Origin of the sequence: Acidiferrimicrobium sp. IK (genome assembly GCF_025499425.1) — a bacterium.
GTDB lineage: Bacteria > Actinomycetota > Acidimicrobiia > Acidimicrobiales > Palsa-688 > Acidiferrimicrobium.
In genome coordinates this window covers 237824-264031 of sequence record NZ_JAIMCB010000004.1, presented here as the reverse complement: position 1 = coordinate 264031, position 26208 = coordinate 237824, and the positions used below count along the sequence as shown (strand labels likewise).

Here is a 26208-nt window from a genome sequence, read left to right as displayed (position 1 = left end):
CATCTCAGCGCTCACACGCCGAGCGTAGGACCGAGAACATCTCGGTGAGCTCGGGGAGCTGATAGCGGGCCTGCAGGCCGCTCGGGTTGGGCAGCACCCACAGCTGCGACGGTCCGAGCCGGTCGTCTTGGCGGCCGATCGCGGCGTGCGGTCGGCGAAAGGCCCGCCGGTAGGCCAACACGCCGAGGACCGCCACCGCCCGCGGCGCCCACCGCTGCGCCAGAGCGGTCAGCCGCTCCGCGCCGGCCCGCAGCTCCGCGGGGTCGACGTCGCTGGCGGCTGCGGTCGTTCGGGACACCAGGTTGGTGATGCCGACGCCGAGCGCCACCAGCTGCTCCTGCTCGGAGGGGTCAAAGCGGCGGTCGGTGAATCCGGCACCGTGCAGCGCCGGCCAGAAGCGGTTGCCGGGCCGGGCGAAGTGGTAGCCGGTCTCGCCTGACAGGGTCCCCGGGTTGATGCCACAAAACACCACCTTCAGGCCCGGGCCGACCAGGTCGGGGACCCCCGGCGGCGCAGAACCGCCGCTGGCCTCGTCGCCGTTGGCGTCGCCGTGGGAGATCCGCCCGTGTGAAGCGACGCCCGGCACCTCGAGATCATGTCACCCGTTTCGATCGCCGGCGCTTCACGCGGTCGCGTCCGTCGATGGCCGGACCGATCGAACGGCCGATCCAGCCGGTAGCGTGATGGTTGCCAATGCTAAGTACCTCTGCCTCGACCGGAACGACCGGCCCGACACCCCGCATGGATCAACGCTTCGCGGTCAGCGCGGTGTACGTGGCCGCTTTGTTCCTCAGCATCTTGGACGTGACGATCGTCAACGTCGCCATCCCGACCATCGGTCGGGACTTCCACACGCCGGCGGCGTCGGTCGACGTGGTCGTGATCGGTTTCCTGGTCAGCCTGGCGGTGTTCATCCCGGCGTCGGGCTGGATCGGTGACCGCTTCGGCGGCAAGCGCACCCTGCTCGCCGCCATCACCGTGTTCACGCTGGCCTCGGCCCTGTGCGGGGTGGCCACCAGCCTGGGCGAGCTGGTCGTGTTCCGGATCATCCAGGGGGTCGGCGGCGGGATGCTCACGCCGGTGGGCATGGCGATGCTCTATCGCACCTTCCCGCCCGCCGAACGGGTCCGCCTGGCCGGGCTCCTCATGATCCCCACCGCCTTGGCGCCGGCCCTCGGGCCGGTCATCGGGGGCCTGCTCGTGACCGATCTGTCGTGGCGGTGGGTCTTCTTCGTCAACCTGCCCATCGGGGTGGCCGCAGTGATCTTCGGCGCGCTGTTCGTCACCGAGCGGCGCGAGTCGCGGCCGGGAAGCTTCGACCTGTCCGGCTTCCTGCTGGCCGGCGCAGGGCTCGGTGCGCTCATGTACGGGGTCTCGGAGGGCCCCTCACAGGGCTGGGGTTCGACCGCGGTGCTCGCCACGGTGGGTGCCGGCGTGGTGCTGCTAGGCGTCATGGTCCGGGTGGAGATGTCCGTCGAGCAGCCCATGGTCAATCTGCGGCTGCTCAGCGACCGCCTGTTCCGGGCGACCAACGTCTTGGTGGTACTCACCATGACCGGCTTCTTCGGGGTGCTGTACCTGGTCCCGCTCTACTACCAAGACGCCCGGGGTCTCTCGGCGCTCAACTCGGGCCTGAGCACCTTCCCCGAGGCCATCGGCGTGCTGATCGCCGCGCAGCTCGTCAGCCGGTACCTGTACCCGGCGATCGGCCCCCGCCGGCTGATGGGCGCCGGCCTGCTCGGCATCGCCGCGGTCACCGCGGCGATGGCCGGCGCCAGCGGGGCCCACACCAGCCTGTGGGTTCTGCGGCTGCTGATGTTCGCGCTCGGGTTCTGCATCCCGTTCGTGATGATGAGCATGCAGGCCGCGGCGTTCGCCACCATCTCGCCCGAGTCGACGGGGCGGGCCTCGACGCTGTTCAACGCCAACCGCCAGCTCGGCGGGGCGGTCGGCGTGGCCCTGCTCAGCACGGTCCTCGCCGCCATCGGCCCGTCCCGGCAGGTCGGCGCCCACCTCGTCGCCCACGTGGCCGCCTACCGGTGGGCCTTCCTCGCGGCCGCGGCGGTGGCGCTGGCCGGCTCGGTCACCGCCCTGCTGACGGTCCGCGACGCCGAGGCCGCATCGACCATGGTGCGGCGACGGCCGCCCCCCACCGCCGCCCGCCGCCCCGAAGCCGCGCCGCAGTATTAGCCGGCGGCTGGGAGCATCACGGCGGAAGGTTGCGACCACACCACGACCGCGCCCGGGTCGATGTCCACCCGGCACACCGACCCGGCCCGCAGCCGGCTGCGCCCCCGGCAGCGGGCCTCCAGCTCGCTGCCGTCCTCCAGGCGGACCCGCACCGACGTCGTGGCGCCGAGGACCGCCACGTCCACCACCGTGGCCGTCAGCCGCCCGTCGGGCCGCAGATCGACCTCCTCCGAGCGCACCCCCCAGAGGATCTCTGCCCCGTCCGGCGCGTCGTGGTCGCACGGCAGCGTCGACGACCCGACCGCGACGCCCTTCTCCGCGCCTGCGACGGCCCGGGATCTGACCACGTTGCGTACCCCGAGCAGCCGGGCGACGCGAGGGGACGCGGGACGGGCGAACACCTCTTCGACGGTGCCGGCCTGGAGGACCTCCCCCTCGTCGATGACCACCAGCTCGTCGGCGAGCAGGGCCGCCTCTTCCGGGTCGTGGGTCACGAGGACCGTCGACAGCCCGGCCTCCAGCTGCAGCCGGCGCAGCTCCTGACGCAGCTCGTCGCGCACCGGTGCGTCCAGCGCCGAGAACGGCTCGTCGAGCAGCACCACCTGGGGCTGGCGGCCGAGGGCCTGAGCCAGGCTGACCCGTTGGCGTTGCCCTCCGGAGAGGTGCTCGGGCGCCCTGTCGCGCAAGGCGCGCAGGTGGAGGGTGTCGAGCCACCACGCGGCCACGGCGGGATCGGCGTCGACCGCGAAGGTGAGCTGCTGCCACACGTTGCGGTGAGGGAAAAGCCCGAGGCCCTGCGGTACCAGGCCGATGTGGCGCTGCTCGGTGGGCACGCCCGCTAGCGGCCGGTCACCGACCCCCACCGCGTCGCTCCCGCCGTCGACTAGGCCCGCGATGGTTCGCAGCGTCAGCGACTTGCCCGAACCGGAGGGACCGACGATGGCCAGGCGATGGCTCGACGCGCGGTGCGCAGCCCGGAGCCGGAAGGCGCCGACGGCCACGTCGATGTCGAACCAGACGGTCTGGGGCGCGGCGAGCGCCGGTGGGATCGGCGCCGGTACGGCCGGCCCCGCGCTGCGCCGGCGGGGTCGGCGCAGCTGGCTGAGGGCGATGGCGGCCGCGGCGATGCCGAGGGCCAGGGCGGTCGGCGCCTGGGTCGGGAACAGCCCCACGCCGGAGAACTGCACGTCGGTGTAGACCGGCAGCGAGTACGGGTGGTAGGCGAGCAGGACCGTCGCCCCGTACTCGCCGAACGCCCGCAGCCAGGTGAGGAGCATCCCCGCGGCGATGGCCGACCCCGCTACGGGCAGGCTGACCCGAGCGAAACGGGCGAGGGGGTGGTGGCCGAGGGTGGCGGCGACGTCGTCGAGCGCGGGGTCGATGGCCGCGAACGCCGATCGGGCGGCCACCACGAGGAACGGCGCGGCGACGAAGGACTGGGCCAGGACCACCCCGACCAGCGAGTTGGTGAGGTGGCCGTGGAACAGCCGGCCGAGGGCCGCGTACGGCCCGAACAGGTAGATGAGGAGGATGCCGCTCATCAGCGGCGGGAGGGCGAGGGGCAGCTGCACGGCGACGCCCACCAGCGCCGCGAGCCGCCCGCGGGAGCGGGCCAGCGTGTAGGCGAGCGGCACGCCGAGCACGGTTATGGCCAAAGTCGCGATGCTGGCCCCGGTCACCGAGACCCGCAGCGCCCCCCACAGCCCGGGGGTGCCAAAGCCGCGGTCGTGGGAGCCGGCCAGGCGGACCACGAACGCGACGGTGGGGATGACCAGGTAGGCGACCAGCAACCCGCCCAGCCACGCGAGCGGGTTGGCGGCCGCGCGTCGGGTCACCGCTGTGACAGTACGCCCCGCAACCCGGCCGGTACGCCGGTGCCGCTCACCGGGGGCGGGGCGCGCAGCGTGAAACCGTCGGAGTTCAGCATCGAAGCGCCGCCGGCGCCGAGCAGGTAGGCCACGAAGGCCTCGGCCGCCTTCTCGTCGGCCGCGTGGTTGAGCACGGTGATGGTGTACGCAGCGGAGAGCGTCTCGCCGGTCAACGGCACCGTCGGAATCCCCGCGGCTTTGGCCTCCGCAGCGTAGAAGAACCCGACGTCGAGCTGACCCGATTGCAGCCTGCCGACCAGGGTGTCCTCCGGGTAGACGTCCGACGTGGAGGCCGCGATGGACTTCAGGCCGGGCGCGGCGTGCCCCACCGCGGCGGTCTCGAGGGCGGTGGCCGTCAGCTTCCCCTTGGGGTCGGTGCTCGGGTCGGTGCGCCCGACGAGGATCCCGGGCTCGGTGAGGACCTGGTACCACGGCTTGGATTTCACGTCGGACGCGAACTTGCTCTTGGGGTTGTAGCCCAGCACCAGCGGCGTCGACGCGAACGACGCATACCACGACACCCAGTCGCCGTTGGCTGCGCCTTCCAGGGTGGTGTTCACCGTCGGGCTGGCCGAGATGAACACGTCCCCTTGGCGGATCTTCCCCCTGATCGACGCGGCCAGCGAGCTGGAGTCGCCGGAGAACCCGGTGAACGTGTAGCCCGTCGCCGCGTCGAACGCCGGGCCGATCTGCTTGGTCATGGCGCTCACGAGGGACCCGGCGTAGAGCACATCGACGGGCCCAGATCCCCCGCCGGCCGTGCTACCGGCGGCGCCAGGCGCCGACGCAGCCGGCGCCGCGGTCGCCGCGGTGGTGGAGGTGGAGCTGCCGCACCCCGACGCGGCGGCGGCCAGGCCGGCCAGCGCCAGGCCGACCACGGCACGCTGATGACGGCTCGGGCCGCGGCGATGGGCGCCGGGGTCGGACGCGCTCGGGCGCAGGCGTCGCATCCGCCGACTCTAACCCCGTTGCTAGTCAGTTGCAGACTACCGCCAGGCCCTGAGCGGAAGGGACTTTCGCCCCCGGCGCCAGCGGATCGGGGCGGGCCACGCTGGGAGTGCTGGAACTTCAAGAAAGCAGGCCTGACCATGACAGAGCGACCGCAGGGCACGAACCGGTTCATCGTGGTGGGCGTCGACGGTTCCGGAACCTCCAGAGCGGCGCTGCGCTGGGCGGCGCGCCAGGCGGAGCTGACCGGCGCCGAGCTGCACGCGGTCATGGCGTGGTCGGTGCCGGTCATGGCCTACGGGTCGCCGGTCGTCGTGCCCGTCGACCTCGACCTGGCCGACAGCACCCAGAAGGCGTTGGACCAGATCATCGGGGAGGTCCTCGGCGACCAGCCGGCGATCAAGATCAGCGCCGTGGCGGTCGAGGGGCGGCCCGCGGAGCGGCTGCTCCACGAGGCCGAGGGCGCCGAGGCGCTAGTGGTCGGCAGCCGGGGTCACGGCGCGTTCACCGGGATGCTGCTCGGGTCGGTCAGTGAGCACTGCGCGACCCACGCCAGCTGCCCCGTCGTCGTGGTGCACCGGGCCGAGTAAAGCTCACTCCGGGCGGACCTGGATCACCGCCGCGCCGTTGAAGCGGTCGCCGGCCAGGTCCGCCAGCGCCCGGTCGACCGCCTCGAACGGGTAGATCGTGGTGGTCGGCCGGATCCCGATCCTCTCGGCGACGGCCAGGAAGTCCCGCCCGTCGGCGCGGGTGTTGGCCGTCACCGACCGCAAGGTGCGCTCCTGGAACAGGTGGCGCTGGTAGTCCAGCGGGGGGATCTCGCTCAGGTGGATCCCGGCGACGGCCAGCGTGCCGCCTCGGTCCAGCGCTTCGAGAGCGGCGGGGACCAGGTCGCCGGCGGGGGCGAAGAGGATGGCGGAGTCCAGCGGCTCCGGCGGGGCGGCCGAGGACGGGCCGACGGACGCTGCGCCGAGGGCGCGGGCCAGCGCCTGGTCCTCGGCGGAGCGGGTGATGACATGAACCGTGGCGCCCTCGGCCATCGCCACCTGGGCGGTGAGGTGAGCCGACCCCCCGAAGCCCCACAGGCCTAGGCGGCCGCCGGCGGGCAGCTCGGCGCGCTGCAGGGCCCGGTAGCCGATGATCCCGGCGCAGAGCAGCGGCGCCGCGCTCCGGTCGTCGAAGGCGTCGGGGAGCTCGTAGACGAAAGCCTCCTCGGCGACCATGTAGTCGGCGAAGCCGCCGTCGACGTCCCAACCGGTGAAGACCGGCTCGACGCAGAGGTTCTCCCGCTCGGCGACACAGAAGCGGCACCTGCCGCACGACTTGGCCAGCCACGCGGCACCGACGCGCTGGGCGGGGCGGAGGCGTACGCAGCCAGGCCCGAGGCGCTCGACGTGACCGACCACCTCGTGGCCCGGCACGGTCCGCTCCCGGTGGGGAGGGAGGTCGCCCTCGCTCAGATGCAGGTCGGTCCGGCACACGCCGCACGCCGCGACCCGGATCAGGACCTGACCCGGGCCCGGTTCGGGCACCGGCCGCTCGACCATTCGGAGCGGGCCGGTGTCGATGGGGCCGGGCCGGGTGACCTCCCACGCTCTCATGCCGGTGATGCTAGGCAGCCGTCCGGGTTCAGACCCCGACCAGCGCCTTGACCGCGGCGGCGATCTCGGCCAGCCCGGCCTTGGCGTCGGCGAAGAACATGCCGGTGTTGTCCAGAGTGTACAGCTCGTTGTCGATGCCCGCGTAGCCGTGGCCCATCGATCGTTTGATGACGATCACCCGCCGGGCCCGGTCGACGTCGAGGATCGGCATGCCCGAGATCGGCGTGTCGGCCCGGCGGGCGGCCGGGTTGGTCACGTCGTTGGCTCCGACGACCAAGGCGACGTCAGTGGTCGGGAACTCCGGGTTGGCCTCGTCCATCTCCTTGAGCTCGGTGTAGGGGACGTTGGCCTCGGCCAGCAGCACGTTCATGTGGCCGGGCATCCGGCCGGCGACGGGGTGGATGGCGTAGCTGACGGTGACGCCCTGACCTTCGAGGAGGTCGCCGAGGGCCCGCAGCTCGTGCTGGGCCTGCGCCGCCGCCAGCCCGTAACCCGGGACGATGATGACCTTCTCGGCGTAAGCCAGCTGGATGGCCGCGTCCTCCGCGGAGAGCCGGGTGATCGAGCCGCCGGCATCGGGGGCGAAGCCCGCCGCGCTGTCCCCGGTACCGAACCCGCCGAGGATGATGTTACCGATCGAGCGGTTCATGGCGTCGGCCATCAGCTTGGTGAGGATGGCACCCGACGCCCCGACGAGGGCTCCGGCGATGATCAGCCCGGAGTTGTCGATGACGAACCCGGCCATGGCGACCGCCAGGCCGGTGAAGGAGTTGAGCAGCGAGATGACGACCGGCATGTCGGCGCCGCCGATCGGCAGGACCATCGTGATACCGAAGACCAAAGCCGCGATCACGACCACGATCAAGGCAGCCAGGCTGTCGGTGCCGGCCAGGAGCGCCGCTGCACCACCGAGCGCCGCCAGTCCGAGCCCGACGTTGAGGGCTCGGGCGCCGCGGAAGGTCACCGGGCTCCCGCTGATCCAGCCCTGGAGCTTGCCGGCCGCGATCAGCGACCCGGAGAAGGTCACCGCGCCGATGATCACATCGAGCACCGTCGACACCTCGTCGCGGCCGCTCAGCGAACGGTGGTCGACCTCGGTCAGGCGGACGAAGCTCGACACTGCGAGGACAGCCGCGGCGCCGCCGCCCACCGCGTTGAACAGGCTCACCAGCTGCGGGATGGCGGTCATCTGCACCCGCCGGGCCATGCGCTGGCCGGCGACCGCGCCGATCAGCGCGCCGCTGCCCATCACCGCCCAGCCGACGCCGGTGATCGACCCGTCGTCGACGATCTTGGCCAGGGTGGCGGCCACCGCCAGGATCATGCCTGCGGCCGACAGCTGGTTGCCCCGCCTGGCCGTGGCCGGGGAGTTCATCAGGTGCAGCCCGATGACGAACGCGGCGGCCGACACCAGATAGATCAGCGCCACGATGGTTCCGACGGTGCCGAGGCTGGCCCCGCCCGTCACCGCGGCCGAGAGATGCGCTGCTCCGGTGGTGTACATGCCTCAGGCCTTTCCGTCGGGACGCCGGTCGGTGCCGGCGCCCGGTCGCTTGCGGAACATCTGCAGCATCCGGTCGGTGACGCTGTAGCCCCCGACGACGTTCATGGCGGCGAACGCCGACGCCACGAAGGCCAGGATGTAGCCGGCGGTGGAGTGGGCCTCGGCACCGGTGACCATCGCCCCGACGATGACGACGCCGTGGATGGCGTTGGACGCCGACATGAGCGGCGTGTGGAGGGTGGCTGGGACCTTGCTGATGACCTCGAAACCGACCAGCAGGGCCAGGATGAAAACGGAGATGTCGGTGAGCAGGCCGGTGCTCATAGCTGCCCCCCTCCTGCGGCTGCCCTCTCGGGCTGCGCCGCCTCGGCGCCTCGGGCGACGACCACCGCCGCTTGGATCGTGTCGCTCAAGTCCAGGTCCAGGGACCCGTCGTGGACGATGTGGGCGAGCAGGGCGCAAACGTTGTGGGAGTACGCCACCGACGCGGCCACCGGCACCTGGGAGGGCAGGTCACCGGCACCGACGACTGTCACCCCGCTCGCGGTGACGATCCGCTGCCCGGCCTGGGATCCTTCGACGTTGCCGCCGAGGGCGCTGGACGCCAGGTCGACCACCACCGACCCGGCCTTCATGCCGGTCAGCGCCTGAGCGGTGACGAGGAGCGGCGGCCGCCGGCCGGGGACCTGGGCGGTGGTGATGACGACGTCGAAGCGGGCCAGCGCGGCGGCTAGCTCCTCCGCCTGGGCGGCCTGCTCGGTGTCGCTCAACGCCCGGGCGTAGCCGCCCTCGCCGGCCGCCGCGGCGACCGAGTCGAGGTGCAGGACCCGAGCGCCGACCGACTCGATGTCGGCCTGAGCCGCGGGGCGCACGTCGTAGCCGGTCACCACCGCTCCCAGGCGGCGGGCGGTCCCCATGGCCTGAAGTCCGGCCACGCCAGCCCCGAGGACCAGCACCTGGGCCGGCTTGGCTGTCCCGGCCGCGGTGATCAGCAGCGGGAAGAAGCTCCCGTAGGAGTCGGCGGCGACGAGCACCGCCTTGTACCCGGCCACGTTGGCCTGGGAGGACAGGGCGTCCATCGCCTGGGCCCGGCTCTCGGTGCGGGGCAGCGCGTCGAGGCTGATGGCGGTCACCCCCGAGCTGGCCAAGCGGGAGATGTCGTCGGGGTAGACCAGCGGCTGGAGCAGCCCGATGACCGTCTGGCCGGGCCGCAGCAGGGCGCCGACGCGCCCGGGCAGCCGGCCGACGGTGACCACGACGTCGGCTTCGGCGAGCCGCTCGGAGGCCACGACGGTGGCGCCGGCCTCCCGGTAGCGCTCGTCGTCCATCCACGCGTTGTCGCCCGCTCCGGACTCGACCCAGAGGTGCGCACCGAGCGGGGCGAGGCGCGCCGCTGCGTCGGGCACCAGGGCCACACGGCCTTCGGGATGGTCCTCGCGGACGGCGGCAACGATGAGTTGCCGCCGTCCCGGCGAGATGTCTGGAATCTCACTCACGGCGCGTCCTTACCGCTTCCTCTAGGTAGCTGATACATCCACCTTGCACCTTCCCGCCGCGTTGCGAAAGGGGCCGAAAGACCAGACCGGAGCGATCCGGCAGGTTACTTTCGACCCTGGTGGGCTCCACCGGGACGGGCGTAGAACACACGGTCATGGCACTCGAGTTCAGGGAAGGCGACCAGTTGGTCATCCAGGCGGTCCTACCGGGGTGCGATCCCGACCGCGACATCTCCGTCTCCATCGCCCATGACGTGTTGCATGTGCACGCCAGCAGGGGGACCGGGCCCCGGCACGGCGAAGGTCCCTCAGACCTTCAGTACGGCTCGTTCGTGCGCCACATCGCCCTGCCGGCGGGGACCACCGAGGACCAGGTGACCGCCACCTACGGCGACGGCCGCCTGGAGGTCCGAGTGCCGCTCGGAGAGCCGGTGCACCTCGCCTCGGTGGCGATACCCGTAACCCGCCGCTAGTCGCGCTGGAAGTGGTGGACCACGGCGTCGGAGCCTGGGAAGAACAGGCTCTCGTGCTCCGCGTCCTCCCACCTCACGAGGAACGGCGCGTCGCCGTTGGGCCCCCGAACCTCGAGGACCTCGCAGTCCCGGTCGGGGTCACCGACGTGATGCCCTTTGACGATGATCCGGTCGCCGACGCTGGCGTGCATGGCTCGCTCTCCTCCTCGATGACCCGGGACCGGCCCCGGCGTCACCCTTGTTGTCGCGCCGCGACAGCCCCGGCACTAGGGCCGATCGTCACGGGCGGATCGCCTCGCCGCCGGGCGCCGGGCCGCTCTGGTGCCCGCAGAAGGCCTCGGCGGCCTCGTCCCGGGACCCGACGATGGTGACCACCCGGTCGATGCCGGTAGCGACGAGCAGGCGGACCAAGGCGCTGCGGTCGCACTGGACCACCACGTGGCGGTGATTCTCGTGGATCCGCCGGATACCCCCGATGAGCGCGCCGAGCCCGGCGGAGTCCACGAAGGGCACCGACGACAGGTCGATCACCAGCTTGTCGGTCGCGGCCTGCGCTTTGAGGGCGTCGCGGAAGCCCTGCACCGTGAACGCGTCGAGCTCGCCGACCGCCCGGCACACCACCGAGCCGGCCGGGCCGGGTTCTTGCTCCATCGTCAGCATGTGGACCCCCTAGAGGCCGGTCACGACCCGGGCACGACCACGATACGCCCGTCGACCTTGCCCTCGGCCAAGCTCCGGTAGGCGTCGACCGCTCCCTCAAGGCCGACCGTGGTCACCCGCGGGACGAGCAACCCCCGAGCCCCGAGGTCGAGGACCTCGGCCAGCTCCGGGCGAGAACCCCAGTAGGTGGTCTGGATCGACACCTCGTAGGGCACGGAGAAGAACGACACCGGCAGGGTGCCGCCGGCGATACCGACCACCGTGAGGTCGCCCATCTGGCGTGCAACCACCGCCCCGAGCGCCAGGGTCTCGTCCGATCCGACCAAGTCGAGCACCACGTCGGCGCCCCGACCGCCCGTCGCGGCCCGGATCTCCTCGGCTGCGGCGGCGCCGGCTTGCACCACGGCGTCGGCTCCGTACTCGGTGGCCAGCGTCAACGCCTCCGGCCGGGCGTCCACCGCGACGATCCGCGCCGCGGTGGTCGCGCGGAGGATCTGCACCGCCATGTGGCCCAAGCCGCCGACGCCGATCACCACCGCATGCGACCCGGGGGTCAGCTTCGGCCAGGAGCGGCGGATGGCGTGGTAGGGCGTGAGGGCGGCGTCGGTGAGCGGCGCAGCGTGCAGCGGGTCCAAGCCGTCGGGCAGCGCCAGCAGCAGGCGGCTCGAAGGCACCAGCATGTACTCGGCCATGCCGCCGTCGAGCCCCAGTCCCCCGCCGCCGCCCGCCACCGGAGCCGACGCGGGGTCCTCGCAGTAGGTCTCGAGGCCCATCAGGCAGCGGGCGCACACGCCGCATCCCCACGGGCCGTACACCGCTACCGGCTGGCCGACCTCCAAGTGCCCGACCCCGGCGCCGAGGGCGTGCACCCAGCCGGCGTTTTCGTGGCCCAGCGTGAACGGCGGCGCCCACGGGACGACGCCGTCACCGAACTCGTGCATCAAGTGCAGGTCGGAGTGGCAGGCGCCGGCACCGCCGATGCGGATCACGACCTGACCCGGACCCGGCTCGGGATCGGGTACCTCCACCAGCCGCGGCTCGGACTTCCACTCGAGGAGGCGCAACGCTCGCATGGGACCCCTCACTGGCTCGTCGTCTCGTGTATGGATATTCCTCCTAAGCAGCGTCCCGGGCTAGGGCTGAACGACCCTGCCCGACCGGCCGGGCCGCATCGACGGCGGGCGGTACTTAAGCGCCCCCCGATGGGGTAGATGTCCCCCGACGCCTCCTAGCGGGGCCCGCAGCGCCCCTGATCGCCGGATCGGGGGCGTTGTGCTACCCGTGGCCGACCCTCCCGCAGCGAGGCGACCTGGACCCGGGGCCTCAGCGGCCGGCCCCGGGCGGCGCCCCGCCGGACGCCTTGCCGCCGGCGCGGGGGCGAGGGTCGGCGCCCTCCCCTTCGGGCTGGCTGGTCGGGTCCACGCCCTGCTCCTCGAGGCGGTCGGCGCGCTCCTGCTTCTGGCGGGCCTGATGGCCGAAGGAGGTGTCGGCCTGGTCGATGTCAGGGTTGGAGGTGTCGATGTCGCGCTCGGGCATTCCGGAGGTCTTCCCCCCGCCCCGCCGGTCAAACGGCCGCCCGACGGGCGCCCGCCGGCGTCGGGCCCCGACAGAGGAACTTCGGCCCGCGGCGTCGAACCGGAACCGACCAGCTTCCGGCCGGATCCAGGAGGACCCCCGCATGGGCCTGATGCCCTTCACCGACGCCATGTTCCTGGCCCCCGAGACCAGAGCCCAGCCGATGCATGTTGGCGGGCTGCAGCTTTTTGACCTGCCCGCCGACGCCGGTCCGGAGTGGGTCCGCGAGTTCTACGAGCACGCCCTCGGCGCCGGCGACGTCGCTCCCCTGTTCCGCCGGCGCCCCCACCGCTCGGCCCTGACCCTCGGCGCGTGGAAGTGGGAGGTCGACGACGAGGTGGACCTCGAGCACCACGTGCGCCACTCTGCCCTGCCCCGCCCGGGACGGGTCCGCGAGCTGCTCACCTTGGTGTCCCGCCTGCACGGCACGCTCCTCGACCGTAAACGTCCCCTCTGGGAGACCCACATCATCGAGGGCCTCGACGGGGACCGCTTCGCGGTCTATTCGAAGCTGCACCACTCGATGATGGACGGCGTATCGGCGCTGCGGCTCTTGCAGCGCTCGCTCAGCACCGATCCCGACGACCGGGCCACCCCGCTGCCCTGGGAGCCGCAGGTCAGCGGACCACGAAGCAGCCGGCGCCCCAGGCCGGGCGTGGTCGAGCAGTCCGCATCGCTGCTCCACGCCGCGGGGGACCTGGCGTCGCTCGGGCCCCGCCTGGCGGCCGCCGGTGCTCACGCCATGCGCGAACAGGCCGCGCTGCTGCCGGCGCCGCCGCCGCGCACGATGTTCAACGTGCCGATCACCGGGTCACGCCGCTACGCCGCGCAGGGCTGGCCCCTCAAGCGGTTGCGGGCCGTCGCGGACCGCACCGGCGCCACCATCAACGACGTGGTGCTGGCCATGTGCGCGGCGTCGCTGCGGGAGTACCTGCTCGACGCCGACGCGCTTCCTGACCAGCCGCTGGTGGCCATGACCCCGGTTTCGTTGCGAGGCGACGGCGACGAGAGCACCGCCGGCAACGCGGTCGGCGCCATCCTCTGCAACCTGGCCACCGACCACTCAGCTCCTTTGACCCGCCTGGAGGTCATCCACGAGTCGATGGAGAACGGCAAGGCCCTGCTGCGCCGGATGAGCAAGCTGCAGGCCATGGCACTGAGCGCCGCGGTGATGACCCCGATGGCCGTCGAGTCGCTGCTCGGCGTCCACCGGGTGACCCGCCCGGCGTTCAACCTGATCATCTCCAACGTCCCCGGACCCGACCATCCGCTGTACTGGAACGGCGCCCGCCTCCAAGGCAGCTACCCGCTGTCGATCCCCCTCGCCGGCCAAGCGCTCAACATCACCGCCACCAGCTACAACGCCAGCATGGACTTCGGCGTCACCGGGTGCCGGCGCAGCGTGCCCCACCTCCAGCGGCTCCTCACCGGCCTCGACGCCGGGCTCCAGGAGCTCGAAGCGGCCAGCTGAGCGGGCACCCCCCTTACCCCCCGCTCCTCAGTCGAGGAGGTGGCGGGCCTCGGAGGCCATCTGCAGCTCCTCCCGGGCGTGCACGATCACGGTGGTGACCGCCGCGCCGGGCGGCGAGATCACCGTGTCGTCGGCGCCGGCGGCCTCGTTGGCCCGCCGGTCGAGGGCGACGCCAAGCCATCCCAGTTGTCCGCAGGTCTCGGCGCGGATCTCGCCGGCGCCCTCGCCGACGCCGCCGGTGAACACCAGGCAGTCGATCCCCGCCGCGGCGGCTGCCATGGCCCCTACCGCGGAGCGGAGGCGGTGGAGGTACACCGCGACCGCCCCGGCGGCGGTCTCGTCACCATCACGGCGGCAGGCCAAGAGGGACTTCATGTCGCCGCTCTGACCGGAGAGGCCGGCCAGACCGGAGTGGTGCTCGAGCAGGTCGCCGAGCTGCGCCGGGCTGACCCCGCTGCGCAACATCCAAAGCAGCACCCCGGGGTCCACATCGCCGCTGCGCGTCGCCATCACCAATCCGGCGAGCGGCGTGAAGCCCATCGTCGTGTCGACCGAACACCCATCGGCGACGGCGGTCACCGACGCGCCGCCGCCGAGGTGGCAGACCACGACCCGCCGCGGTGACGCCGGAAGCATCTCCCCCAGCCGGCGCACCGCCCACGCACACGACAGTCCGTGAAAGCCGAATCGGCGCACGCCTCGCTGCTCGGTCCACTCCCGGGGCAGGGCGTAGGTGTACGCGTCGGGCGGGAGCGTGGCGTGGAACGCAGTGTCGAAGCAGGCCACCGCCGGGATGTCGGGACGGGCCCTCCGGCAGGCGTCGATCGCGGCCAGCGCCGGCGGGTTGTGCAGCGGGGCCAGGGCCGTCACCTCGTCGAGAGCGCGCCGGGTGGCGTCGTCGATGCGCACCGCCTCCCGGTACCTGGCGCCCCCGTGCACCACCCGGTGGGCGACCGCGTCGAGCGATCCGGCCCGCTCGAGGAACCGGTCGAGCTCGGCGGCCAGCCCCTCGCCGGGCGCCCCGAGGTCCTCGGACTGCTCGACTCCGCCGGCACCGACGACGCGCAGCTTGACCGACGTCGACCCGGCGTTGACCGCGAGGATCCTCACTCAGCGCTCCGCTCCGGCCCGGTCATCCCATCACGATCAGCTCGAGCTGGATGTTGTCCGGGTCGCGAAACACCACGGTGGAGAAAGGTACCGGGTCGGTCACCGAGCGGATCGCGCTGTGAGCCACCCCGATGCTGTCGAGGCGGTCCGCCCACTGCTGCAGCTCGTCAATGTCGGCGACCTCGAACGCGACGTGGTCGAGGCCGGTGCCCTTCTCGTCGAAGACGGTTGGTGAGAAGTGGTGGATGCGGAGCAGCCCCGGCATGCGCAGTGCCCCCAAGGTGACGGTGGTCTCGGGCCCTTCGCCCGAGGCCGGCCCATCATGCCAGGCCGCTCCGGGAGCCCACCGGGACCCGGGACCCCGCCGGGCCGGGGCTCCGCCGCCGGGCCAATCGCTGCGCTGGCGCCTCGATCAACCGCCATGACAGTTCGGCGACGAGGAGGGAACCCGTCACCGCGGTGGCGGCAACGCCGGCAACGGTGAGGGCCCCGAGATACTTGAACGTGACGTTGCCGACACCGAACACCAGGTGGCCGAGCACCGCCGTTGCTCCCCAGCCGACCGCGCGCCGGGCCCGTGCCGAGACCCAGTCGGTGACCCCGAGGACCCAAAGTTGGGCGCCGAGCGACCCGAGCAGCAAGCCCTGCATCCGGCTGAGGGACCCGAAGTAGATGACGTTGGCGCCTCGCCCGCCGTGCCAAGCGACCCACGGGTAGAGCCCCGACACGGAGGCGGTGGCTGCTGCCGCTCACCGCGGTAGCCTGCGGCCGCCAGCGCAGCAGGCCGGCCAACCAGGGCGAGCCGCCGAACGCCGCGGCCAGCGCCACGTACACCCCGAGGAACGCGAACAGGGCTGGCAGCAGGCGCCATGCTCGCCGGGCGAGGAACGCCCCGGGGCGGATCCGCCCGTTGCGGTGGTGCTCGCCGAGAAGCAGGGCGGTGACCAAAAAGCCGCTGAGGGCGAAGAAGATGTCGACGCCGAACAGCCCGCCGCGTACCGCGGTCCTGGTAGGGAGGTGGAAGGCCATTACCGCCGCGATGGCCAACGCCCGCATCCCGTCCAGTGCCGGACGGTGTCCGAGGCGGTGCGTCGCCTGGGGCGAGAGGGTGGTGATGTCGGGGATTGGCTTCGTCGCTGCCTCGAGTAGTGCGGTCTCCACCTCTGCGGCGGGTCGGGCTATCCACCTCTGCGGCGGGTCGTGGCCTGCGGTCTTTTACCCAGCTGCCTGGCCCCACCCTCTTGACATCCACGTCGATGTTAGGTAGACCTAATAGATGGCCGCGACATTCGTAATATTTCTCCGCGAGGGGATCGAGGCCAGCATGATCGTGGCGATCCTTCTGGCCTACCTCAAGCGCCTCGGCCTCGAGCGCCACTTCCGCGACGTGTTCCTGGGTGTCGGCGTCGCGTTCGCGGTGGTGCTCGTCGGCGGCGTCACCGCCTACCTGACGCTGAAGACATACGCGGGCAGCCGGACCCAGACCATCTTCGAGACGGTCACCTACCTGGTCGCCGCAGCTGTCTTGACGTACATGACGTTTTGGATGCGCCGCCACGCCCCGAGCCTGTCGCGTGAGCTGCGGGAGCGCACCGACGCCGCCATCGACGGGAAGGCTCGCTGGGGCTTGGCGCTGCTGGCGTTCCAGGCGGTGGGGAGGGAGGGGTTGGAGACCATGGTGTTCACCTTGGCCATCGTCTTCGCGTCCTCCGCCCACGGGGTGATCGGTGGTGGCGTGGCGGGGCTGGTGGTGGCCCTGGTCATCGCATTCGCGATCTACCGGCTCGGTGCCCGCCTCAACTTCGCGGTGTTCTTCAAGGTGGTCGGGGTCTTGCTGATGGTGTTCGCGGCGGGGATCCTGGCCGACGCCGTCCAGAACCTCCAAGAGCTCGGGTGGGTCAACTTCCTGCACCACGCGTTGTGGAACACGTCGGGGACGTTGAGCGAGGACAGCACCCTTGGTGACATCGTCCACAGTTTCTTCGGCTACGCCCAGCAGCCCACGGTCCTGCAGGTGACGGTGTATGTCTGCTACGTGGCGGTGGCGGTAACTGCGTTCATCCTTCTCGGCCGGTCTCGTCCCGGTTCGCCGGGAGCCGCCGTCCCTGGCGCCCCGGTGGCCGCCGGCTCGGCCGATGCTTCGGCGTCGAAGTTGCCCTCCTCGATCCCCTAGACCGTTCCGAAATCTGTCTCATCTGTCACTTCTGATGAGGGTGGGTTTCGGAGCCACCTGTTGGCGGGTGGCGGCGACGGTCTTGTCCAGCTCGGGGCTGCTGCCGTCTTCGCAGTTCGTCGACGACCGTGGCGGTGGCTCACGTCGAGGCGGGGACGCCGTCGATGTAGGTGACGGTGCGGGTGCGAAGCGACCGCACCGGAGGGCCGGCCACGATGCTGCCGACCAGGTTGAGAGGGTCGGCCGCGTTGATTGTCACCTGCTCGCCGCAGCGGGGCAGGTCCCGGACGGCGAGGAGTTGCTCGGCGGCCTCGGGGAGCGCGTACTGCTCGCCGGCGAACCCGGCGACGAAGCGGCCGCCATGTACCAGGCCGCGGTCCTCCAGCCTCCTGAGCGCCCAGGTCAGATCCCGCCACGGAAGGCGCAGCGAGTCGCATCCGGCTAGGTCCCTGAACACCACTCCCCACCGGGTCAGCAGCTGCTCTGCCACCGCCTCGGCCAGCTCGTCCCTGTCGCCGGCCAGCACTCCGCCGGCCAACGGATCGTCGATGTCTGCCCGGACCCCGACGTCTCCCCGAGTCTCGACGGGCGCCGGCCCCTGGCTCGTCGCCGGGACGCCTCGGCCGGGGAGCGCCTCTTGGCGCGGAGCCCACCCAGGCGTCAACGACCAGCGCCCGGCGGCCGCGACCGGGATCCGGGCCGCCCGCCCCAGGCGCGACATGCGCCGCGACGGCATCGGCGGCGGGGCCATGCGGGTTCGGATGGCGGAGAACCCGTCGCACATGAACATCCCCCTCGCCACGCCGTCCCACAGGCCGCGGACCACGTCGTCGGGTGACCGGCGCGTCGCCACCGCCAGGTCGGCGGGGAACGACGCCCCCCGACGTGCCAGCTGCTCGGCGATCTCCGCCGTCGCTCCCAGCTCCGGTGCAGCCAGGGCTGAGGTGGAGCGGGCGGCGGCCAGCAGCCACGGGAGGTCGTTGCGGAACACCACGGCTATGGGCGTGGCCTTGGACGGGGCGGCGGCGACCGCAGGCGCCTCCCGGCGCACCGGCGGGATGAGCCGCAGCCACGCGGCCGAGCCGTCGTGGCACAACCGGTCCAGCCAGGCGGGGTCGTATCCGCGCAGCCGGCGGGCCAACAGCTCCGGCTCCCAGGCCACCGCAGCCGCTTCGAATCCCTGCAGCTGCTCGATGATCGATACCAGCCCGTTGTCGCCGGCGAGCTGGGTGCCGGGCGCCACATGCTGCCAGCGGAGCAGGAACCGGAGGAAGTCCTGGGCGCTGGCCGCCTCGACCCGGCCGCGGCGGCTGCGTCTGGAAGACGCGTGCATCCGGGCCAGCAACCGGCGGGCGACCCACTCGAGGGTGCCCTCCCCCGCCGACGCCCGCCACCGACCCTGAAGGGCGAACCCGTCGGCCTGCAGCGCGGCCAGCGCGACTGTGACGGTCATGGACGCCAGCCCGGTGGCGGCGGCCAGCTCGTCGGCGGTGACGATACCGCTGATCTCGAGGTGGCCGCGCACGACCCGCACGGCGGCTCCCTGGTCGCCGTTGTAAGCGGCGGCCGCCACCTCGGCGTGCTCGGTGGTGGACCAGCGGCCAGCCGCGACCTCCACCGTCGTGGCCCGGCCCCGGGCTACGAGCTGGTCGTACATGTCGGTCCAATCCGCTCGGGGAGAAACGGCGATGGTCGCGGCGAGGAGGTCGTGCAGGTCGTCGGCGGACTGCGGCACCGGCGCGACCTCGCCGTGCACGGCCGCGATCGCCTCTGGATCGAGGGCGCCGATGGAGTCCAGGTCGACCCGCAAACCCCGCCGGAGGCGCACCGCGTTGGTCCTGCGGTTGACGAACTCCTCGTCGTCGAGGAACGCGTAGGGGCGAGCGGTGACGATCTCATGGGCCAGTGCCGACGCCTCGGTCGTGTCGACGCAGCGCACCGCTACTTCGCCGGCCTCGATCGCGCGCAGCAGCGAGGTCACTCCCTCAATGTCGAGTGCCTCGCGCAGGGTGTCTTCGACGGTCTGGCGGACGAGGGGGTGGTCGGGGATGTCGACCGGGCCGGTGATGTTTTCCTGGCACGCGGCCGCCTGCGGGAACACCGCGGCCATCAAGTCGTCGGACTCCATCCGCTGGATGGCCGGTGGGTTGCGCCGACCGCCGCGAAACTTCAACACGATCAGCGCCCGGTTGAGGTTCCACCGCCAGCGGGACTGGAACATCGGCGAATCCAAGATCGCGTGCTCGAGGGTGTCGCGCACCGTCGCGGCCCGGACATACCGGATGACCTCCTCGAGGGGGAAGCTGTGGTGGGGGCCGAGGGACAAGATCACTGCGTCGTCGGTGGCGGCGGCCTGCAACTCGAAGTTGAAGGTCCGGCAGAACTTCTTGCGCAGGGCCAAGCCGAGGGCCCGGTTGACCCGTCCGCCGTGGGGCGAGTGCAAGACGAGCTGCATGCCGCCGGTGTCGTCGAAGAAGCGCTCGACGACGAGGCACTCCCGTGTCGGCATGGCGCCGAGGGCGGCACGCCCCGCCGCCAGATATTCGACGATCACCGCCGCAGCTTCCGGACCGATACCGGCCGCCGAGCACAGCCACCCCCGAGCCCGCTCCGGCTCCTGGGACAGGAGGTGGCCCTCGACCTTGGCGCGCACCGCGGACACCGCGGCCGACAGTTCGGCGGTGCGAGCCGGCGCCTCGCCCTGCCAGGAGGGCACGGTCGGGGGCTGATCACCGGCGTCGCGGACGTGCACCACGCCCGGCTCGATCCGGCGAATCCGCCAGGAGTGGGTGCCGAGCAGAAAGATGTCACCTGCTGAGGACTCGACGGCCCACTCCTCGTTGACGGTGCCGACGAGGGTGTCGTCGGGGTCGGCGAGAACCCGGTAGTCGCCGGTCTCGGGGATCGCCCCGCCTGATGTCACCGCGGCCAGCCGCGCTCCCCGGCGGGGGCGGAGCTCGCCGTTGACTGCGTCGTGGTGAAGGTAGGCGCTGCGCTGACCTCTGCCGGTAGTGATCCCATCACTCAGCATGGTCACAATCTCGTCGAACGACTCCCTGCGTAGCTCGGCGAAGGGAGCGGCCCGCCGGACCAGCGCGAACAAGTCGTCGGTGCGCCACTGTCTGGATGCCACCTCAGCGACGATCTGCTGGGCCGCGATGTCGAGAGGCAGGTGGGATGGGACGATGGCGTCGAGCTCGCCGGAGCGTACGGCCATGAGCAGCGCGCTGCACTCGACCAGCTCGTCGCGAGTCGTGGGATAGATCCGCCCTTTGGGGGTGCCGGAGCGGCTGTGGTTGGACCGCCCGACCCGCTGCAAGAAGGTCGCGATCGAGCGGGGGGAGCCGATTTGGCAGACCAGCTCGACGGGCCCGACGTCGATCCCTAGCTCCAGCGATGCGGTGGCTACCAGCGCTTTGAGCTCACCGGCGCGCAGGCGAGCCTCGACCCGGTAGCGGCGGTCCTTCGACAGGCTGCCATGGTGGGCGGCGACGAGTTCCCCGCCGATCAGCTCGCCCAGCTGGTAGGCGAAGCGTTCGGCCAGCCGGCGGGTGTTGACGAACACGAGGGTGGTGCGGTGCTTGGAGACCTCGACGGCGATACGGGACAGCACGTCAGCGATCTGGGCCTCCGACGCCACTGCCTCCAGCTCGCCGCCGGGCAGCTCGAGGGCGAGGTCGGCTACCCGTCGGTGGCCCACGTCGACGGTCGCCGGGAGCGGCCGGTCCCCGACGAGGAGACGGCCCACCGTCTCGATGGGGCGCTGGGTGGCGGACAAGCCGATGCGCACCGGCCGGCGCGGGCACAGCGCTTCGAGCCGCTCGAGGGTTACCGCCAGGTGAGCGCCCCGCTTGTCTCTTGCCACCGCGTGTATCTCGTCGACGATGACCGTCTCCACCGTGGCCAGCGCCGCCCGGCCCCGCTGCGAGGTCACCATCAGATACAGCGATTCGGGGGTGGTGACGACCAAGCTCGGCGGGCGGCGCAGCATCCGGGCCCGCTCCGCCGCTGCGGTGTCACCGGTGCGGACCCCAACGGTGATCGCCGGGGCGTCCAACCCGAGACCGGCGGCCGTCTCGGCGATCTCCTGCAGCGGACGCTGGAGGTTCTCGGCGATGTCGACGGTGAGGGCCCGTAGCGGCGACACATAGACGACCCTGGTGACCTCCGGGGCAGGGGCGCCGAGCCCGGGCAAAGATCCCGATGAGCTAGCGGCGTCTGCGTGGGCGCGATACAAACGGTCTATGGCGACGAGGAAACCGGCGAGCGTCTTGCCCGACCCGGTCGGGGCCGCCACCAGCGTGTCGGTCCCAGACGCGATCAGGGGCCAGGCGAGGCGCTGCGGCTCGGTCGGACCCTCGGGGAAGCGGGCCGCGAACCACGAGGCCACCGCCGGGTGAAAACCCTGCGGCACCTCGGTCGAGGCCGGATCGGGGGCCAGGAGCATCGGGTTCGATCGTAGGAGCACCCTGTGACGATCGAGACTCGGAAGCTACGACCGGACCCGGAGGGTACGACCGGGGCCAGCCGGGCCGCCTGGCCGGCTGACGCCGGCGGCGGCTCAGGCCCTGGCCCGGTTGCGTCCGACCAGCCAGAGGACCGCGACGATGACGAGCACCCAGAGCACCGGGTGAACCACCAGACCTAGGACCGCAGCAATCGCGACGATGACGAGGGCGATCAGGATGTCGAAGAGCATGCCCGGGACTTACCCACCCTTCCGGCATTTGATACCCCCGCCATATCGCCCATTTAGCCCGAATAGTGCGTAGCCGGCGGTGTGGGTATCCAGGCCACCTTCGCGTCACGCGGGCGGAGAGGTGTCGTGCCCCTGGTGCGTGTCCGGCGGCTGGACCAGGCGAGCCGCTAGCTTTTTGGGCGCAACCCTCCAGTAGCTGTCGGTCAGCAAGTCGCGGATCTCCTCCCAGTCGGTGTCGCCGGTGAGTCGAACTCCTATCCGGTCCCTTCCGGCCCGCGGTGCGAAGTAGGGGTGTCCGACCTCGAGGAGCGCGGCCCGTTCGGCCAAGTCTGCGCGTACTACCACCAGCGGGGAAGGCTCGCCGCTGACCTTGCGTACGGCCACCAGCAGACAGAACGACCGTTTGCGCACGTCGAAGGAATGCGCCGTTGACCTGCCATCAATCCGCGCCTCGTCGACGCGGACGGTCACCTCGGGCAGTGCCAAGCACAGGGCGCTGATCCGCTGGAGGACGTCGGTGGGGACCTCGACGGGGGCGCCAGAAGCGGCGGGCACCACTACCTAACGGCCGAATGCGGCTCGGGTCGCGGCCGCGGCTGCGTTGAAGTAGTCCCGGGGCCGGATGAATCCCCATTCGTTGAAGGGCTGGCCGTTGGTGACGGCACGCCGGTATCCGTAGCAAGCAAGGTAGAGCGGCCGAACGCACATGACCGCCTCGAGCCGCTCGAACTCCTCCGCGGTCGGTTCGATGTGGCGGCGGTAGGCGCTCACCGCGGCGTCGATCCGTTCCCGGTCAGGCCGGCGGGGATTCCAGGATCCCGTCCCCCAGATCAGGTAGGCGAAGTCGGCGAGTCGAGGTCCGCGCCCGGAGGCCTTCCAGTTGATCGCGACCGGGCCGCGGTCGGTCAGGACCGCGTGGTCGGGTGCGTGGAGCAGGTTGCCGTGTAGCAACCCTTCGGGCAGTCCGTCGCCGTCGTCGGCGGCTCGCACCTCGGCGCGGAGTCGCTCGAAGCGCTCGCGTTCGCCCGGCGCGACCTTCGTGTCGACCGCATCCAGGAACGCCAACGCAGCCAGAAGGTCTTGGCGTGGCGAACCCTCGCGGGTGGGGTCCTCCCCGCTCGCGCCGCCGGGCCGGCTGACCGACTCATCCCAGCCAAGCGCGTGCAGGCGTCCGAGGAGATCGCCCATCATCGCGAACTTGCTTGACCCATCTGGAAGGGGGTCGCCGGCGACGAGATCGGTCACGAGCAAAGCGCCTCCGTCGAAGTCCGACACCGCATCATCGACTGCCAGGCGCTCGGCCGGGTAGTCGTGGCGCTCCAAGAACCGGAGGATCGCGGCGTCGCCCTCTACACCGACGCGGGGGCGGGCCGGCGGGAACGCCCGCGCCACCCACGGGTCGCCGTCGCAGCGCTCGACGCGGAAGACGTAGGTCTTGTGAGCGCTCAGCTTCGTGGCGGCGACGGCGTCGACCCCGTAGTGAGCCCGGAGATGGGCCACGAGCCGGGCCGCGTCGGGCTGGTGGTCCATGCGCCTGCCGAGACCGACGAGATCGTTCAAGGCGTCGGTGTAGCGCTGCCCGGTCGCCTCGGCGTGACGGCGGACCGCCTTCTTGAAACCAGAATCCTTCGTCATCGACAAGCCTCCCTCGACACCTTCGTCCCCCAGCGACGCGGTGTTGGAAGATGGCCTGTGACACTGACGACCGAGAGGGCGAATCCCCTTCGCCCATGGGACCCCGACTGGGGCGGATGTCCCACGGCTCGGCGACCGGTCGCCGCCGCGGGTCACTTTTCCTGACCGGCGTCGGGTTGTCAAGGGACTGGCCCCCGGCGGCGGGGCCGCAGGCGAGCGGCTACGAGACGGCGGCCTGCGGCGCCATCGGCCCGTCGTAGCGGCGCAGCTCCTCGATGGTCGCGCGCGGCGCCCGCCGCCCCTCGCCGCGACGGCGGCGTTGGGAGCTGCTCCCCGGCAGGCTCAGCTTGAGCAGCGTCCGCAAGGTCTGGCCGTACTGCCGGTGCAGCGGCCCGATGGTGTAGGGCAGCCGGTAGGTGCGGCACAGCTCCCTGACCTGCGCCGCGATCTCGGGGTAGCGGTTGGATGGGAGGTCTGGGAACAGGTGATGCTCGATTTGGTAGCCGAGGCTGCCTGACATGACATGCAGCAGGCGGCCACCCTCGAAGTTGGCGGCGCCGAGTAACTGGCGCAGGTACCACTGCGGTCGCTGCTCCCCTTCGAGCTCCTCCTCCAGGAACACCTCTGCGCCGTCGGGGAAGTGGCCGCAGAAGATGATCATGTAGGACCACAGGTTGCGGATCAGGTTGGCGGTCGCGTTGGCGGTGACGGTGGACGCGAACGCCGGGCCCGACAACAGCGGGAACACCAAGTAGTCCTTGCCGACCTGGCGGCGGACCTTGCGCCAGATCACCTTGAGCTGACGGCGGGTCTCGGCGGGGTCTTTCCGGCGCTTGCGGATCGCCTCTATGTCGAGGTCGTGGAGCGCGACTCCCCATTCGAAGAGCAGGGCGAGCAGGGCGTTGTAGACCGGCTGCCCGAGGTTGAACGGGTGCCACGGCTGCTCCGGCCGGACACGCAGGATCCCGTAACCAACGTCGTTGTCCTTGCCGAGGACGTTGGTGAAGGTGTGGTGCACGTAGTTGTGTGAGTGCTTCCAGCCCTCGGCGGGGCAGGTCGTGTCCCACTCCCAGGTCCCGGAGTGGATCTCTGGGTCGTTCATCCAGTCCCACTGGCCGTGCATGACGTTGTGGCCGATCTCCATGTTCTCGAGGATCTTGGCCACGGCCAGCAGCCCGGTTCCCGCTACCCACGCCGGCGGGAAGGCGCTGGCGAAGAGGGTGACTCGGGCCGCCACCACCAGCCGGCGCTGGACCCGGATCAGGTTACGGATGTAGCGGGCGTCGCGGCTGCCGAGATCCGCCTCGATCGAGGACCGGATGGCGTCGAATCGCCGTCCAAGGTCCTCCACCTGCTCGTCGGTCAGGTGGGCGAATTCCTTGACGTTTCCTATGGCCATCTAGGTCGTCCTCCTCCTGGGTCGGGTGCAACTCGTGCCTCGGGGCGCAGCTGGCCGGTCGCTGCTTTCAGCGCTCCGTCGGCTCATATGTCGATGGTGCAGTCACCGGCGGCGGCGGTGACGCAGGTCTGGATGCCCTGCCGGTCGCGGTATATGTCGCCGTTGCGCAGGTCTTGGACCGCCCCGGAGGCCAACGGCACGACGCAGGTGTGGCAGATGCCCATCCGGCACCCGAACGGCATCGCGACGCCGGCCCCCTCGCCTGCCTCGAGCAGGGAAGTGGCGCCGTCGGCCTCCACGACGCGGTCGGAGGCGGCGAAGGTGATCCGTCCTCCCTCGGCCTCGGCGGTGCGCGACGCGCTGAACCGCTCGAGGTGGAGCCGGTCGCCCAGCCCCGCTCGACGCCAGTGGTCCTCCGCATCGTCGAGCATGCGCTCCGGGCCGCACACCCACGCCTCCCTGAGGCGCCAGTCCGGGCAGGCGCGCTCGAGGTCACCAACCCGGACGGGGCGGTCGCGGGACGCCTCGACCAGGCGGTAGTTGGCGTGCTGATCCGCCAACGCCCGTAGTTCGTCGGCAAAAAGCGACTCGGAGCGTTCGGGAGCGGCGTGCACGTGCACGACGTCGGGCATGGTCCCCCGACGGACCAACGTCCGCAGCATCGCCATGACCGGCGTTACGCCGCTGCCGCCGGTCCAAAACAGGAGACGGGGTGGCGGCGGGTCGGGCAGCACGAAGCCGCCCTGGGGAACAGCCAGCCGCACGACCGTCCCCGGTGCCAGGCCCCGCACCAGGTGCCCCGACAGCCGCCCCTCGGGCATGGCCTTCACCGTCACGGCGAAGTGGCGCTGATCGGGCCTGGGGGCCGACGTGATCGAGTAGGAGCGCCACAGCCATCGCCCCTCGACGCTCACGCCGATCCCCACGTACTGACCGGGCTGGTAGTCGAAGGACCATCCCCAGCCAGGCCGGATTACCAGCGTGGCGGCGTCCTCGGTCTCGGGTACGACCCTGACGACGCGGCCGCGCACCTCGCGTGCGGTCCACAGCGGGTTGAGAAGGTGCAGGTAGTCGTCGGGCAGCAGCGGCGTCGTCATCCGGGCGACGACCTGCCGGACGAGGTCGGTGTCGGGGCGCAGCGCCCCGATACCGCGGCTTGCCACCCGCCGCCGGGCCTCGATGGCCGTCGCGCCCGCGGCCGCAGTCAGCGCGCCGAGGGCCACCGTCGCCAGATGGGTCCTGGCCGACACCGGCTCCCGGCTGGGCGCAAGGGCCTGAACGGCCGTTGCCGCCCGCCGCCTCGTCGCCGTAACACGCCTCGTCGCCATCGCCTCCCGCTCCCCCACATCCGCCTGTCGGTCCTGAAATCCGCCTCGGCTGCAGCCGGTCTCGTACCGCCCAGGAGC

Annotated in this window: 25 protein-coding genes and 1 pseudogene; 5 read left to right on the top strand and 21 right to left on the bottom strand. The window is 71.6% G+C overall.

The annotated features are described in order from the left end of the window. Window positions 1–4: 4 nt before the first annotated feature. Entirely contained in the window at window positions 5–559 is a 555-nt protein-coding gene (gene mug, locus K6U06_RS08835; RefSeq protein WP_410051012.1) for a G/U mismatch-specific DNA glycosylase, read from the bottom strand. Window positions 560–741: 182 nt separating this feature from the next. Between mug and K6U06_RS08830 the strand changes: the two genes are divergently transcribed. Then, window positions 742–2190 (top strand): MDR family MFS transporter, encoded by a 1449-nt coding sequence (locus tag K6U06_RS08830; RefSeq protein ID WP_262321554.1) that lies wholly within the window; start codon window positions 742–744, stop codon window positions 2188–2190. Here the strand turns inward: K6U06_RS08830 and K6U06_RS08825 are convergent. Together K6U06_RS08825 and K6U06_RS08820 are read right to left on the bottom strand one after the other, a co-directional pair. Next, the gene (locus tag K6U06_RS08825; RefSeq protein WP_262321553.1) at window positions 2187–4025 is read right to left on the bottom strand and encodes an ATP-binding cassette domain-containing protein; all 1839 of its coding nucleotides are present in this window, start codon (window positions 4023–4025) and stop codon (window positions 2187–2189) included. The two genes, K6U06_RS08830 and K6U06_RS08825, sit on opposite strands and share 4 nt — an antisense overlap. Next, complete coding sequence (locus K6U06_RS08820) at window positions 4022–5008, bottom strand: extracellular solute-binding protein (protein ID WP_262321552.1); 987 nt, start codon at window positions 5006–5008, stop codon at window positions 4022–4024. Before K6U06_RS08820 ends, K6U06_RS08825 begins: the two co-directional genes overlap by 4 nt. Window positions 5009–5146: 138 nt before the next feature. Here K6U06_RS08820 and K6U06_RS08815 point away from each other — a divergent pair, with 138 nt between their 5' ends. After that, window positions 5147–5596: a universal stress protein gene (locus tag K6U06_RS08815; protein WP_262321551.1), complete on the top strand. Its 450-nt coding sequence runs from the start codon at window positions 5147–5149 to the stop codon at window positions 5594–5596. A 3-nt stretch (window positions 5597–5599) separates the two neighbouring features. On the opposite strand, the gene K6U06_RS08810 is transcribed toward K6U06_RS08815, so the two are convergent. From K6U06_RS08810 to K6U06_RS08795, 4 genes are read right to left on the bottom strand one after another with little or no spacing between them, the layout of a single operon-like run. Beyond that, window positions 5600–6607 carry a zinc-dependent alcohol dehydrogenase family protein gene (locus tag K6U06_RS08810; protein ID WP_262321550.1) on the bottom strand — a complete coding sequence of 336 codons (1008 nt, stop codon included), beginning with the start codon at window positions 6605–6607 and terminating at the stop codon, window positions 5600–5602. A 28-nt stretch (window positions 6608–6635) separates the two neighbouring features. After that, window positions 6636–8111 (bottom strand): NAD(P)(+) transhydrogenase (Re/Si-specific) subunit beta, encoded by a 1476-nt coding sequence (locus K6U06_RS08805; protein WP_262321549.1) that lies wholly within the window; start codon window positions 8109–8111, stop codon window positions 6636–6638. 3 nt (window positions 8112–8114) lie between these two features. Beyond that, on the bottom strand, window positions 8115–8435 hold the full coding sequence (locus tag K6U06_RS08800; protein WP_262321548.1) for an NAD(P) transhydrogenase subunit alpha: 321 nt from the start codon (window positions 8433–8435) through the stop codon (window positions 8115–8117). After that, window positions 8432–9607 carry an NAD(P)(+) transhydrogenase (Re/Si-specific) subunit alpha gene (locus K6U06_RS08795; RefSeq protein ID WP_262321547.1) on the bottom strand — a complete coding sequence of 392 codons (1176 nt, stop codon included), beginning with the start codon at window positions 9605–9607 and terminating at the stop codon, window positions 8432–8434. Before K6U06_RS08795 ends, K6U06_RS08800 begins: the two co-directional genes overlap by 4 nt. Before the next feature lie 155 nt (window positions 9608–9762). Here K6U06_RS08795 and K6U06_RS08790 point away from each other — a divergent pair, with 155 nt between their 5' ends. After that, window positions 9763–10080 (top strand): Hsp20/alpha crystallin family protein, encoded by a 318-nt coding sequence (locus tag K6U06_RS08790; protein ID WP_262321546.1) that lies wholly within the window; start codon window positions 9763–9765, stop codon window positions 10078–10080. On the opposite strand, the gene K6U06_RS08785 is transcribed toward K6U06_RS08790, so the two are convergent. From K6U06_RS08785 to K6U06_RS08770, 4 genes are all read right to left on the bottom strand, one after another. Then, window positions 10077–10271: a DUF1918 domain-containing protein gene (locus tag K6U06_RS08785; RefSeq protein WP_262321545.1), complete on the bottom strand. Its 195-nt coding sequence runs from the start codon at window positions 10269–10271 to the stop codon at window positions 10077–10079. The two genes, K6U06_RS08790 and K6U06_RS08785, sit on opposite strands and share 4 nt — an antisense overlap. Before the next feature lie 88 nt (window positions 10272–10359). Further along, the gene (locus K6U06_RS08780) at window positions 10360–10740 is read right to left on the bottom strand and encodes an STAS domain-containing protein (RefSeq protein WP_262321544.1); all 381 of its coding nucleotides are present in this window, start codon (window positions 10738–10740) and stop codon (window positions 10360–10362) included. Between the two features lie 20 nt (window positions 10741–10760). Next, entirely contained in the window at window positions 10761–11813 is a 1053-nt protein-coding gene (locus tag K6U06_RS08775; protein ID WP_262321543.1) for an NAD(P)-dependent alcohol dehydrogenase, read from the bottom strand. A gap of 250 nt (window positions 11814–12063) precedes the next feature. Continuing rightward, entirely contained in the window at window positions 12064–12276 is a 213-nt protein-coding gene (locus K6U06_RS08770) for a hypothetical protein (RefSeq protein WP_262321542.1), read from the bottom strand. A 142-nt stretch (window positions 12277–12418) separates the two neighbouring features. Here K6U06_RS08770 and K6U06_RS08765 point away from each other — a divergent pair, with 142 nt between their 5' ends. Next, the gene (locus K6U06_RS08765) at window positions 12419–13786 is read left to right on the top strand and encodes a WS/DGAT/MGAT family O-acyltransferase (protein WP_262321541.1); all 1368 of its coding nucleotides are present in this window, start codon (window positions 12419–12421) and stop codon (window positions 13784–13786) included. Between the two features lie 27 nt (window positions 13787–13813). On the opposite strand, the gene K6U06_RS08760 is transcribed toward K6U06_RS08765, so the two are convergent. The 4 genes and pseudogenes from K6U06_RS08760 to K6U06_RS24670 form a co-directional block, all read right to left on the bottom strand. Beyond that, window positions 13814–14896, bottom strand: a complete 1083-nt coding sequence (locus tag K6U06_RS08760; protein WP_262321540.1) for an acetate/propionate family kinase — start codon at window positions 14894–14896, stop codon at window positions 13814–13816. A 22-nt stretch (window positions 14897–14918) separates the two neighbouring features. After that, window positions 14919–15161, bottom strand: a complete 243-nt coding sequence (locus K6U06_RS08755) for a VOC family protein (protein ID WP_262321539.1) — start codon at window positions 15159–15161, stop codon at window positions 14919–14921. Between the two features lie 55 nt (window positions 15162–15216). Then, window positions 15217–15624, bottom strand: a complete 408-nt coding sequence (locus K6U06_RS08750; protein WP_262321538.1) for a hypothetical protein — start codon at window positions 15622–15624, stop codon at window positions 15217–15219. A 73-nt stretch (window positions 15625–15697) separates the two neighbouring features. Continuing rightward, window positions 15698–16057, bottom strand: a pseudogene (locus K6U06_RS24670) (acyltransferase family protein); the annotation flags it as partial. Between the two features lie 115 nt (window positions 16058–16172). On the opposite strand from K6U06_RS24670, the gene K6U06_RS08745 reads away from it, so the two are divergent. Further along, on the top strand, window positions 16173–17069 hold the full coding sequence (locus K6U06_RS08745; protein WP_262321537.1) for an FTR1 family protein: 897 nt from the start codon (window positions 16173–16175) through the stop codon (window positions 17067–17069). A gap of 139 nt (window positions 17070–17208) precedes the next feature. Here the strand turns inward: K6U06_RS08745 and K6U06_RS08740 are convergent, their stop codons facing one another. From K6U06_RS08740 to K6U06_RS08715, 6 genes are all read right to left on the bottom strand, one after another. After that, entirely contained in the window at window positions 17209–21516 is a 4308-nt protein-coding gene (locus K6U06_RS08740; protein WP_262321536.1) for a DEAD/DEAH box helicase, read from the bottom strand. 114 nt (window positions 21517–21630) lie between these two features. Continuing rightward, the gene (locus K6U06_RS08735) at window positions 21631–21768 is read right to left on the bottom strand and encodes a hypothetical protein (RefSeq protein WP_262321535.1); all 138 of its coding nucleotides are present in this window, start codon (window positions 21766–21768) and stop codon (window positions 21631–21633) included. A gap of 105 nt (window positions 21769–21873) precedes the next feature. Next, on the bottom strand, window positions 21874–22323 hold the full coding sequence (locus tag K6U06_RS08730; RefSeq protein WP_262321534.1) for an MmcQ/YjbR family DNA-binding protein: 450 nt from the start codon (window positions 22321–22323) through the stop codon (window positions 21874–21876). Window positions 22324–22329: 6 nt separating this feature from the next. Next, complete coding sequence (locus K6U06_RS08725) at window positions 22330–23403, bottom strand: phosphotransferase enzyme family protein (protein ID WP_262321533.1); 1074 nt, start codon at window positions 23401–23403, stop codon at window positions 22330–22332. 220 nt (window positions 23404–23623) lie between these two features. Continuing rightward, window positions 23624–24802 (bottom strand): fatty acid desaturase family protein, encoded by a 1179-nt coding sequence (locus K6U06_RS08720; RefSeq protein WP_262321532.1) that lies wholly within the window; start codon window positions 24800–24802, stop codon window positions 23624–23626. Window positions 24803–24885: 83 nt separating this feature from the next. Then, window positions 24886–25965, bottom strand: coding sequence for a ferredoxin reductase (locus K6U06_RS08715; RefSeq protein ID WP_410051011.1), 1080 nt, complete (start codon window positions 25963–25965; stop codon window positions 24886–24888). Window positions 25966–26208 lie beyond the last annotated feature (243 nt).

Bases quoted from the DNA above. Each gene is read 5' to 3' on its own strand.
- K6U06_RS08830 (WP_262321554.1), top strand. From the start codon at position 742: ATGGATCAACGCTTCGCGGTCAGCGCGGTGTACGTGGCCGCTTTGTTC.
- K6U06_RS08820 (WP_262321552.1), bottom strand. From the start codon at position 5,008: ATGCGACGCCTGCGCCCGAGCGCGTCCGACCCCGGCGCCCATCGCCGC.
- K6U06_RS08815 (WP_262321551.1), top strand. From the start codon at position 5,147: ATGACAGAGCGACCGCAGGGCACGAACCGGTTCATCGTGGTGGGCGTC.
- K6U06_RS08810 (WP_262321550.1), bottom strand. From the start codon at position 6,607: ATGAGAGCGTGGGAGGTCACCCGGCCCGGCCCCATCGACACCGGCCCG.
- K6U06_RS08805 (WP_262321549.1), bottom strand. From the start codon at position 8,111: ATGTACACCACCGGAGCAGCGCATCTCTCGGCCGCGGTGACGGGCGGG.
- K6U06_RS08800 (WP_262321548.1), bottom strand. From the start codon at position 8,435: ATGAGCACCGGCCTGCTCACCGACATCTCCGTTTTCATCCTGGCCCTG.
- K6U06_RS08790 (WP_262321546.1), top strand. From the start codon at position 9,763: ATGGCACTCGAGTTCAGGGAAGGCGACCAGTTGGTCATCCAGGCGGTC.
- K6U06_RS08785 (WP_262321545.1), bottom strand. From the start codon at position 10,271: ATGCACGCCAGCGTCGGCGACCGGATCATCGTCAAAGGGCATCACGTC.
- K6U06_RS08780 (WP_262321544.1), bottom strand. From the start codon at position 10,740: ATGCTGACGATGGAGCAAGAACCCGGCCCGGCCGGCTCGGTGGTGTGC.
- K6U06_RS08775 (WP_262321543.1), bottom strand. From the start codon at position 11,813: ATGCGAGCGTTGCGCCTCCTCGAGTGGAAGTCCGAGCCGCGGCTGGTG.
- K6U06_RS08770 (WP_262321542.1), bottom strand. From the start codon at position 12,276: ATGCCCGAGCGCGACATCGACACCTCCAACCCTGACATCGACCAGGCC.
- K6U06_RS08765 (WP_262321541.1), top strand. From the start codon at position 12,419: ATGGGCCTGATGCCCTTCACCGACGCCATGTTCCTGGCCCCCGAGACC.
- K6U06_RS08755 (WP_262321539.1), bottom strand. From the start codon at position 15,161: ATGCCGGGGCTGCTCCGCATCCACCACTTCTCACCAACCGTCTTCGAC.
- K6U06_RS08745 (WP_262321537.1), top strand. From the start codon at position 16,173: ATGGCCGCGACATTCGTAATATTTCTCCGCGAGGGGATCGAGGCCAGC.
- K6U06_RS08740 (WP_262321536.1), bottom strand. From the start codon at position 21,516: ATGCTCCTGGCCCCCGATCCGGCCTCGACCGAGGTGCCGCAGGGTTTT.
- K6U06_RS08735 (WP_262321535.1), bottom strand. From the start codon at position 21,768: ATGCTCTTCGACATCCTGATCGCCCTCGTCATCGTCGCGATTGCTGCG.
- K6U06_RS08725 (WP_262321533.1), bottom strand. From the start codon at position 23,403: ATGACGAAGGATTCTGGTTTCAAGAAGGCGGTCCGCCGTCACGCCGAG.
- K6U06_RS08720 (WP_262321532.1), bottom strand. From the start codon at position 24,802: ATGGCCATAGGAAACGTCAAGGAATTCGCCCACCTGACCGACGAGCAG.